We start from the raw sequence: 9838 nt of genomic DNA on the forward strand, positions 1-9838 counted from the left end.
CCCTGCCGGTCGCGCCGCGGCCGGCCGCCGCCCAGGAGCCTCTCCCGCGCCGCAACCTCTTCGATTACCTGTTTGGCGGCCCGCGTTACGAACGCGACGACCGCTATGAGCAACCTCCTCCTTATAGCCGACGCCGTTACGACCGGGATGGCTCGATCATCGATATGAGGCCGCGTCCGCGCCGCAGCACGGGACGGGCGGCCGCTCCACGCCCGGTGCAGCCAATGGTGCCGGCGGCGCCGGAACCGGTTGCCAAAATCGACAATGCCAAACAGGTTCTGGTGGTCGGCGACTTCATGGCCGGCGGCATCGGCAGCGAACTGGAAACGGCGTTCGCGACCGCTCCCGGCGTCGCGATCACCGAGCGCAGCGACGGCTCCTCCGGTCTCGTCCGCGAGGATCACTTCGATTGGCCGGGCGAACTCCCCGCCATGCTCGACGAGGTGAAGCCGGCCGTCGTCGTCGTCATGCTCGGCGCCAACGACCGCCAGCAGATGACGATCGGCAACACCAAGGAAAAGTTCCGCAGCGACGCCTGGTTCAAGGAATACGAGCGGCGGGTGACCCGGCTCGTTGGCATTGTCACTTCCCGCAAGCTGCCGCTTCTCTGGGTCGGCCTGCCCTCCTTCCAGTCGCCGACCGCAACCGCAGACGCCGTGACGCTCAACGCCATCTATCGCAACCAGGTTGAAAAGGCCGGCGGCGAATTCGTCGACATCTGGGAAGGTTTCGTCGACGAGGACGGCAAGTTCGTCATCACCGGCTCAGACGTCAACGGCCAGCAGGTGCGCCTGCGCGGTTCCGACGGCATCACCTTCACCAAGGCCGGCAAACAGAAGCTCGCCTTCTACGTGGAAAAACTGGCCCGCCGGCATCTCGGCGAAATGGCAAGCCCCGATGTCATCAAGCTCGACGGTTCGAACCTGCCGGCACTGTCAGCCCTTCCCGCCTCGCCCGGCCAGGCGGTCCCGACCCATCCGATCAGCCTCTCCGACCCCGAACTCGACGGCGGCAAGGATCTTCTCGGCGCAGCCCCGCTCCCGCCGGTCCTCGTCGAAACGCCGCGCGACAAACTGGTCAGGCGCGGCGAACTGGCCCCCGCACCGGCCGGACGGGTTGATGATTACAAGGTGAAAGTGGCCCAGTAGCAGCAGTTGTCATCGTTGGCGTGGGAGCAAGATCGCTCCCACGTTATTGAATTCCGCTCCCGCTTACCGCGGCAGAACCGAGCTTCCCATCAGCGCCTCGTCGATCGCCCGCGCTGCCTGGCGGCCTTCGCGGATCGCCCAGACGACCAGCGACTGGCCACGGCGCACGTCGCCGGCGGTCCAGAACTTGTCGACTGAAGTCTTGTAGTCCTTGTCGTTGGCGACGACATTGGTCGAGCCGCGGCGGTCGACATTCAGCGTCAGCTTGCCTTCGAGCTCGTTCAGAACACCGTCCGTCAGAGGGCCTGAAAAGCCGATGGCGATGAAGGCGAGATCCGCCTTGATGATGAAATCCGTGCCGGCGATCGGCTTGCGGCTTTCGTCGACTTCGCAGCAGCGCACGCCGATGAGCTGGCCGTCTTCGCCGACGAATTCGAGCGTCGCCACCTGGAACTCGCGCACCGCACCTTCGGCCTGGCTGGACGAGGTGCGCATCTTGGTGGCCCAGAACGGCCAGACGGCGAGCTTGTCTTCCTTTTCCGGCGGCTGCGGGCGGATGTCGAGCTGGGTCACCTTGACGGCGCCCTGGCGGAAGGCCGTGCCGACGCAGTCCGACGCTGTATCACCGCCGCCGACGACGACGACATGCTTGGCACCGGCGAGGATCGGATCGGCCGGCCAGGCGACGCTATCGATGTTTTCGCGGCCGAGGCGACGGTTCTGCTGCACGAGGTAAGGCATCGCGTCATAGACACCATGCAGCTCGACGCCTGGAATGCCGGCCGGCCGCGGGGTTTCCGAACCGCCGCAATAAAGCACCGCATCGTGTTCGGCGATCAGCTTCTCGACGGGAATGTCGACGCCGATATTGGCACCGTAATGGAAGGTCACGCCTTCGCCGGTGATTTGCTCGACGCGACGGTCGATGAAGTTCTTCTCCATCTTGAAGTCCGGAATGCCGTAGCGCAGCAGGCCGCCGGCCTTGGACTCGCGCTCGTAGACATGCACCTCATGGCCGGCGCGGCCGAGCTGCTGGGCAGCCGCCATGCCGGCGGGGCCGGAACCGATGATCGCCACTCGTCTGCCGGTATGAACGGTTGCGGGCTGCGGCGCGATGAAGCCGAGCTCATAGGCCTTGTCGGCGATGGCCTGCTCGACCGTCTTGATCGCGACCGGCGCATCCTCGAGGTTCAGCGTGCAGGCTTCCTCGCAAGGGGCGGGGCAGACGCGGCCGGTGAATTCCGGGAAGTTGTTGGTGGAATGGAGGTTGCGGATCGCCTCCTCCCACTTGTTGTTGTAGACGAGGTCGTTCCAGTCCGGGATCTGGTTGTGAACCGGACAGCCGGTCGGGCCGTGGCAATAGGGAATGCCACAGTCCATGCAGCGCGCCGCCTGCTTGGTGACCTCCGCATCCGACATCGGGATGGTGAATTCGCGGAAATGGCGGATGCGGTCGGAGGCCGGCTGATACTTGCCCACCTGCCGGTCGATCTCCAGGAAACCCGTTACCTTGCCCATGTTCTACCTCTACTTCGCCGCTACCGCAGCCAGTTCTCAATCTTCAATCCCGGCACCCGGGAAAACTCACTCTCGTTGTTCGTCACCAAGACCGCATCCAATGCAAGGGCATGAGCAGCGATCCAGAGGTCGTTTGGACCGATATTCTTGCCCTGTCTCAATACCTGCCGGATGTCGGCATAGCGCTGGTCTACCGGCAGGTTGAGCGGAGCGACATAAAACCTCCGCGTGACTGCGGCGACCTTACGCGCCAATTCCTCAGAGCCGTTCTTCTTGACGCCATACCAGACCTCACCATGCGTGATGATGCTGATGAAGACGTTCTGTTCTCCCACTTCAGCCAACCGCTCGAACACCTTGCCGCGAGGATCACGGACGATGGCCGAAACGATGTTGGTATCGAGCATGAAGCGCATCAAAGGTCGATCTCATGAAGCGGCGCCAGATCGTCGTCACTCGCGATAAAATCTTCCCCAGTCCAAGCTTCAGCTTGCCTGAGATAGTCGATCAGCCCGGCAGTTACCGCCGTTCGAATGAGGATCGATCCATCTGGCTGCTTCACCATCACGACCTTGTCGCCATCCAGATCGAATTCCTTCGGTATGCGTACTGCACGGCTGCGACCATTTTTGAAGATGCTGACGGTAACGCCACCATCCTCACGAGACTCCCTTATGTGTTCGTTCATCTCCATACTCCATCGTCGTCATATGCCGCCAGCATATCACAGCAATGATGCCCGGTGAAGTTACTCCGCAGCGACGCCCATCCGCATCCGCTCCATCTCCACCAGAGCACGGCGGTATTCGACCGGCATGACCTTGCGGAATTTCGGGCGGTATTCGCTCCAGCGGTCGAGGATTTCCTTGGCGCGGTTGGAGCCCGTGTAGTGCAGGTGGTTGGAGATCAGCTGGTAGAGGCGTTCCTCGTCGTGGCGCGTCATGTCCTCGGAAACGTCGACGCGTCCCTTGTGCATGAGGTCGCCGCCGTGATGGTGCAGCTTCTCCAGCATGTCGTCCTCTTCCGGAACCGGCTCGAGCTCGACCATCGCCATGTTGCAGCGCTTGGCGAAATCGCCGGTCTCGTCGAGCACATAAGCGACGCCGCCGGACATGCCCGCCGCGAAGTTGCGGCCCGTCTCGCCGAGCACGACGACGATGCCGCCGGTCATGTATTCGCAGCCGTGGTCACCCACGCCCTCGACGACCGCGATGGCACCGGAGTTGCGAACGGCAAAGCGCTCGCCGGCAACGCCGCGGAAATAGCATTCGCCGGTGATCGCGCCGTAAAGCACGGTGTTGCCGACGATGATCGAGTTCTCAGCGACGATCCTGGAGTTCTCCGGCGGGCGCACGATGATGCGGCCGCCCGACAGGCCCTTGCCGACATAGTCGTTGCCGTCGCCGACCAGATCGAACGTGATGCCGTGCGCCAGGAACGCGCCGAACGACTGGCCGGCGGTGCCGCGCAGCGTCACATGGATCGTGTCGTCCTTGAGGCCCTTGTGGCGCCAGCGCTTGGCGAGCGCACCCGACAGCATCGCGCCGACGGAACGGTCGACGTTTTTGATCGGCACTTCGAAGACCACCGGCTCCTTGTTCTCAAGGGCAGCCTGCGACTTCTCGATCAGCTTGCGGTCGAGGATGTCGTCGATCGGATGCTTCTGGCGCTGCGTCCAATAGGTCGCCTCCTTCGGAGCCTCCACCTTGTGGAAGATCTTCGAGAAATCGAGGCCCTTGGACTTCCAGTGGGCGATCATCTGGTCCTTTTCGAGAAGCTCGACCATGCCGATGATCTCGTCGAAGCGGGTGAAACCGAGCGATGCCAGGATCTCGCGCACTTCTTCGGCGACGAAGAAGAAGTAGTTGATGACATGCTCAGGCGTCCCCTTGAAGCGCTTGCGCAGGACCGGGTCCTGCGTCGCCACGCCGACCGGACAGGTATTCAGGTGGCACTTGCGCATCATGATGCAGCCGGCGGCGATGACCGGAGCGGTCGCAAAGCCGAATTCGTCGGCACCGAGCAGCGCGCCGATCATGACGTCGCGGCCGGTCTTCAGGCCACCGTCGACCTGCAGGGCGATGCGCGAACGAAGACCGTTCAGCACCAGCGTCTGCTGGGTTTCGGCAAGGCCGATTTCCCAAGGGGAACCCGCATGCTTCAGCGAGGTCAGCGGCGATGCGCCGGTGCCGCCGTCGAAACCGGCAACCGTGATATGGTCAGCACGCGCCTTGGCCACACCTGCGGCAACCGTGCCGACGCCCACTTCCGAGACGAGCTTGACGGAAATGTCGGCAGTCGAGTTGACGTTCTTCAAGTCGTAGATCAGCTGCGCCAGATCTTCGATCGAATAGATGTCGTGGTGCGGAGGCGGCGAGATGAGGCCGACGCCCGGCGTCGAATGCCGGGTCTTGGCAACCGTCGCGTCGACCTTGTGGCCGGGCAGCTGGCCGCCTTCGCCGGGCTTTGCGCCCTGCGCCACCTTGATCTGTAGCATGTCGGCATTGACCAGGTATTCGGTCGTCACGCCGAAGCGGCCGGACGCGACCTGCTTGATCGCCGAGCGTTCGGGGTTCTGAGAACCGTCCGGCAGCGGCATGTAGCGGTCGCTTTCCTCGCCGCCCTCGCCGGTGTTCGACTTGCCGCCGATCCGGTTCATGGCGATGGCGAGCGTCGTATGCGCCTCACGGCTGATCGAGCCGAACGACATGGCGCCGGTCGAGAACCGCTTGACGATATCGACGGCCGGCTCCACCTCGTCGATCGAGACAGGCTTGCGGCCGATCGCTTCGGCAGACTTGATCTTGAAGAGGCCGCGGATCGTGTTCATCCGCACTGCCGTCTCGTTCACCATCTCGGCGAATTCGCGGTACCGCTCCTGGCTGTTGCCGCGCACCGCGTGCTGCAGCGTCGCGACCACATCCGGCGTCCAGGCGTGGCTTTCTCCGCGCATGCGGTAGGCATATTCGCCACCGATATCGAGCGTGGAGGCGAGGACCGGGTCCTTGCCGAAGGCGGCGTGGTGCCGGGAAACCGTTTCCTCAGCGATCTCTTCCAGACCGACGCCTTCGATGTTCGAAGCCGTGCCGAAGAAATACTTCTCGACCAGACCCGAAGACAGGCCGATCGCATCGAAGATCTGCGCACCGCAATAGGATTGGTAGGTCGAGATGCCCATCTTGGACATGACCTTGAGAATGCCCTTACCGACCGCCTTGATATAGCGATAGACGATTTCCGAGGAATCCACTTCCTTGGGGAATTCGCCGCGCATGTGCATGTCGGTCAGCGTGTCGAAGGCAAGATAGGGGTTGATGGCTTCCGCGCCATAACCGGCGAGACAGCAGAAGTGATGGATCTCGCGCGGCTCGCCGCTCTCGACGACGAGGCCGACCGAGGTTCTGAGCCCCTTGCGGATCAGGTGATGATGCACGGCAGCCGTCGCCAGCAGTGCCGGGATCGCGATGCGGTCGGGACCGATCTGGCGGTCGGAAAGCACGATGATGTTGTAGCCGCCCTTGACCGCCGCTTCCGCACGTTCGCAGAGACGGTCCAGCATTTCCGGCATGCCTTCGGCACCACGCTCGATATCATAGGTAAAATCGAGCGTCTTGGTGTCGAACCGGTCTTCGGTGTGGCCGATAGAGCGGATCTTCTCGAGGTCGCCATTGGTCAGGATCGGCTGGCGCACTTCCAGACGCTTGGCGTTCGCCGCACCCTCGTGGTCGAGAATGTTCGGGCGCGGACCGATGAACGACACGAGGCTCATGACCAGCTCCTCGCGGATCGGGTCGATCGGCGGGTTGGTGACCTGCGCAAAATTCTGCTTGAAATAGGTGTAGAGCAGCTTCGACTTTTCCGACATCGCCGAAATCGGCGTGTCGGTGCCCATCGAGCCGATGGCTTCCTGGCCCGTCGTCGCCATCGGCGACATCAGGATTTTGGTGTCTTCCGAGGTGTAGCCGAAGGCCTGCTGACGGTCGAGCAGCGACACGTCGCGACGCAGCGCCCGCGGCTCCACCGGCTTCAGGTCTTCGAGGATAAGCTGGGTCTTGTCCAGCCACTTGCCATAAGGATGTTTGGTCGCAAGTTCGGACTTCAGCTCCTCGTCGGAGATGATCTGGCCCTTTTCCATGTCGATCAGCAGCATCTTGCCGGGCTGCAGACGCCACTTCTTGACGATATTCTCTTCCGGCACCGGCAGCACGCCCGCTTCGGACGCCATGATGATCCGGTCGTCGTCGGTGACCATGTAGCGGGCCGGACGCAGGCCGTTGCGATCGAGCGTCGCGCCGATTTGGCGACCGTCGGTGAAGGCAACGGCGGCCGGACCGTCCCACGGCTCCATCAGGGCGGCATGGTATTCGTAGAAGGCCTTGCGCTCCTTCGACATCGACTGGTTGCCGGCCCAGGCTTCCGGGATCAGCATCATGACCGCATGGGCAAGCGAATACCCGCCGCGCACGAGGAACTCCAGCGCGTTGTCGAAACAGGCCGTGTCCGACTGGCCTTCGTAGGAAATCGGCCAGAGCTTGGAAATGTCGTCGCCGAACAGTGGCGAGGAGACCGACGCCTGGCGCGCCGCCATCCAGTTGACGTTGCCGCGCAGCGTGTTGATTTCGCCGTTATGAGCGACCATGCGGTAGGGATGCGCGAGCTTCCAGGACGGGAATGTGTTGGTCGAGAAGCGCTGGTGGACAAGCGCCACCGCCGTCTCGAACCGAGGGTCGGCAAGATCCTTGTAATAGGCACCGACCTGATAGGCGAGGAACATGCCCTTGTAGACGATCGTCGAGGACGACAGCGACACCGGATAGAAACCCATGTCGACGCCACCGAACGCGTCGTAGATGCGGTTGGAGATCACCTTGCGGATCAGGAACAGCTTGCGCTCGAAATCATGGTTCGTCGCGGCATCCTTGCCGGCACCGATGAAGACCTGGACGTGATGCGGCTCGGTGGCAGCGATATCCGGCGCCTTGGAAAGTGACGAATTATCGACCGGCACGTCACGGAAGCCGAGGAACTGCTGCCCCTCCTCCGCGACGACGTCCTGGATTACCTTCTTATAGTGCTCGATTTCATCCGCCTTACGCGGCATGAAGATGTGGCCGACGGCATATTCGCCAGCCTTCGGCAGGGTGACGCCCTGCTTTGCCATCTCCTCGCGGAAAAAACGGTCGGGGATCTGCACCAGGATGCCGGCACCATCGCCCATCAGCGGATCAGCGCCGACGGCACCGCGATGCGTCAGATTTTCGAGGATGAACAGGCCGTCCTTGACGATCTGGTGCGACTTCTTGCCCTTCATATGGGCAATGAAGCCAACGCCGCAGGCATCGTGCTCGTTGCGCGGGTGATAGAGGCCCTGAGCCATCGGCAAACCGCCGGCGACAAATGGAACGCGAACTGTCGTCTCGGCCGACATCGGGGCTTCAGCGCCGGATATCTCGGAGATGGTCTTCGTCATCGTCATTCCTCCTGTTGGCCGCCTTCGGCAGCGGGCAAAGTGGCTCTCAATTGTCTCTTGGGGATGACAGGCCGAGGCTCCATCCCGTGCTTCATGCGATGGCGCCGCTCCGGTGCGGTTGCAGCTTCGCAGCGCAACATAACCCGGATCGGCGCGAACGTCAGCGGGAAAGACACGCAAAATAACGCTTCATTTCCCGAAATTAGGACAGTACTTCTGTCCTAATTTCCAAAATCTATGCCATAGAAGTTAACCCGCGACAAGAGCGGTCATTAAAAATCTCCCGCCTTTTGCGACAGAAGATTACGCCGAATGGCGTAGATGTGGAAATTTAATTACAATCGAGGGCGTTTTAAAGCGTGGCGGGTGCTGACCTAACCGTTTTGGCCGCTCGACCGCCCTCGCCGATTGATTACCGGTTCAAAAAGATTAATCTCCCCAAGCTTCCGAGACAAAACTTCCAGGGTATTTTTCAGAATGTTTTTCGCTTCCGACAATTGGGCCGGCGCCCATCCTTCGATCAATGAACGCCTCTCCAAGGAGTCGACCCGGTTTGCCGCCGCCTATGGCAACAGCGATCTCGACAAGGCGGTCGAAGCCCGTTTCAACGAGATTTTCGAGCGGGACGTCTCGGTCTATTTCGTCTCTACTGGTACGGCTGCCAATTCGCTGTCGCTCGCCAGCATCGCGCGGGTCGGCGGAGTCGCCTTCTCTCATACGGAAGCGCATGTAATCGAGGATGAGTGCGGCGCTCCCGATTTCTTTTCCGGCATGCGCATGGTTCCCGTCGAAGGCGAAGACGGCAAGATGGACCCGGCAAAGCTCAGCGCCCGCATCGCCGGTTTTCCGCAGGATTCGCTGCATCACGGCCGCGCCGCCGCCGTCACCCTCACCCAGGCCACCGAGACCGGCACCATCTATACGCTCGGCGAGATCGACGCGATCACCGCGATTGCCAAGGCGAGCGGCCTGCCGGTGCATATGGACGGCGCCCGTTTCGCCAACGCGCTGGTCTCGCTCGACGTCTCCCCCGCCGAAATGACATGGAAGCGCGGCATCGACATCCTCTCCTTCGGCGGCACCAAGAACGGCTGCTGGTGTGCCGAAGCGATCGTGTTCTTCAATCCGGAACTCGCCAGGGACTTCGCCTTCATCCGCAAGCGCGCCGCCCAGCTCTTTTCCAAGACCCGCTTCATCTCGGCCCAGTTCGACGCCTACCTGCAGGATGGGCTCTGGCTCAACATGGCAAGCCATGCCAACAGCATGGCCGACCGCCTGCGCGCCGGCATCGGCTCGCTGAACAGCACAAGGCTTGCCTGGGACACGACCTCCAACGAGGTTTTCGCCGTGCTCAACAAGGCGTCCGCCGAGGCTGCCGAAGCCAGGGGCGCAAAATTCTACGGCTGGCCGGTGCCGACCAACATGCCGGAGCCGGTGAAGGACGACGAAACCCTGATCCGCCTCGTGACCTCATTCGCCACCACCGAAGAGGACATCGACCAGTTTTTGGCGATCTGCAAGGCGGGTTGAAGCCTCAAGCTACACCTGACGCTGCGGCGCGATCTGCGCCACGATCAGGCTCGACAGCGCTTCCATGAGCGCGGCATCGGCGCCGCGTCGTGGGACCAGCACGAACTCCACGTCTTCCAGCACCGGCAGCCGGTCCGCGGCGATTTCCTTGAGCCCCGCCGGCGCCATGCTG

At 62.3% G+C, this 9838-nt stretch carries 6 protein-coding genes and 1 pseudogene; 2 read left to right on the forward strand and 5 right to left on the reverse strand.

Annotated features, from left to right (window positions below):
- The coding region (locus MOV63_RS31055; protein WP_247039555.1) for a DUF459 domain-containing protein at positions 1-1148 on the forward strand (1148 nt) is incomplete at its 5' end.
- 63 nt (positions 1149-1211) lie between these two features.
- On the opposite strand, the gene MOV63_RS31060 is transcribed toward MOV63_RS31055, so the two are convergent.
- Genes MOV63_RS31060 through gltB form a run of 4 tightly spaced genes read right to left on the reverse strand, consistent with a single transcriptional unit; the run spans position 1212 to position 8136 of the window.
- The gene (locus MOV63_RS31060) at positions 1212-2666 is read right to left on the reverse strand and encodes a glutamate synthase subunit beta (protein WP_038545105.1); all 1455 of its coding nucleotides are present in this window, start codon (positions 2664-2666) and stop codon (positions 1212-1214) included.
- 20 nt (positions 2667-2686) lie between these two features.
- The gene (locus tag MOV63_RS31065; protein ID WP_405029405.1) at positions 2687-3082 is read right to left on the reverse strand and encodes a type II toxin-antitoxin system VapC family toxin; all 396 of its coding nucleotides are present in this window, start codon (positions 3080-3082) and stop codon (positions 2687-2689) included.
- Positions 3082-3354, reverse strand: a complete 273-nt coding sequence (locus tag MOV63_RS31070; protein WP_247039558.1) for an antitoxin — start codon at positions 3352-3354, stop codon at positions 3082-3084. The genes MOV63_RS31065 and MOV63_RS31070 overlap by 1 nt, the downstream gene beginning before the upstream one ends.
- A gap of 60 nt (positions 3355-3414) precedes the next feature.
- Positions 3415-8136 (reverse strand): glutamate synthase large subunit, encoded by a 4722-nt coding sequence (gltB, locus tag MOV63_RS31075; protein WP_405029406.1) that lies wholly within the window; start codon positions 8134-8136, stop codon positions 3415-3417.
- Positions 8137-8613: 477 nt separating this feature from the next.
- On the opposite strand from gltB, the gene MOV63_RS31080 reads away from it, so the two are divergent.
- Positions 8614-9666: a low specificity L-threonine aldolase gene (locus MOV63_RS31080; protein ID WP_247039560.1), complete on the forward strand. Its 1053-nt coding sequence runs from the start codon at positions 8614-8616 to the stop codon at positions 9664-9666.
- A 9-nt stretch (positions 9667-9675) separates the two neighbouring features.
- Here MOV63_RS31080 and MOV63_RS31085 read toward each other — a convergent pair.
- Positions 9676-9838 (reverse strand): annotated as a pseudogene (locus MOV63_RS31085) (LysR family transcriptional regulator); the annotation flags it as partial.

This window comes from Neorhizobium sp. SHOUNA12A (assembly GCF_023006505.1).
Classification (GTDB): Bacteria; Pseudomonadota; Alphaproteobacteria; order Rhizobiales; family Rhizobiaceae; genus Neorhizobium.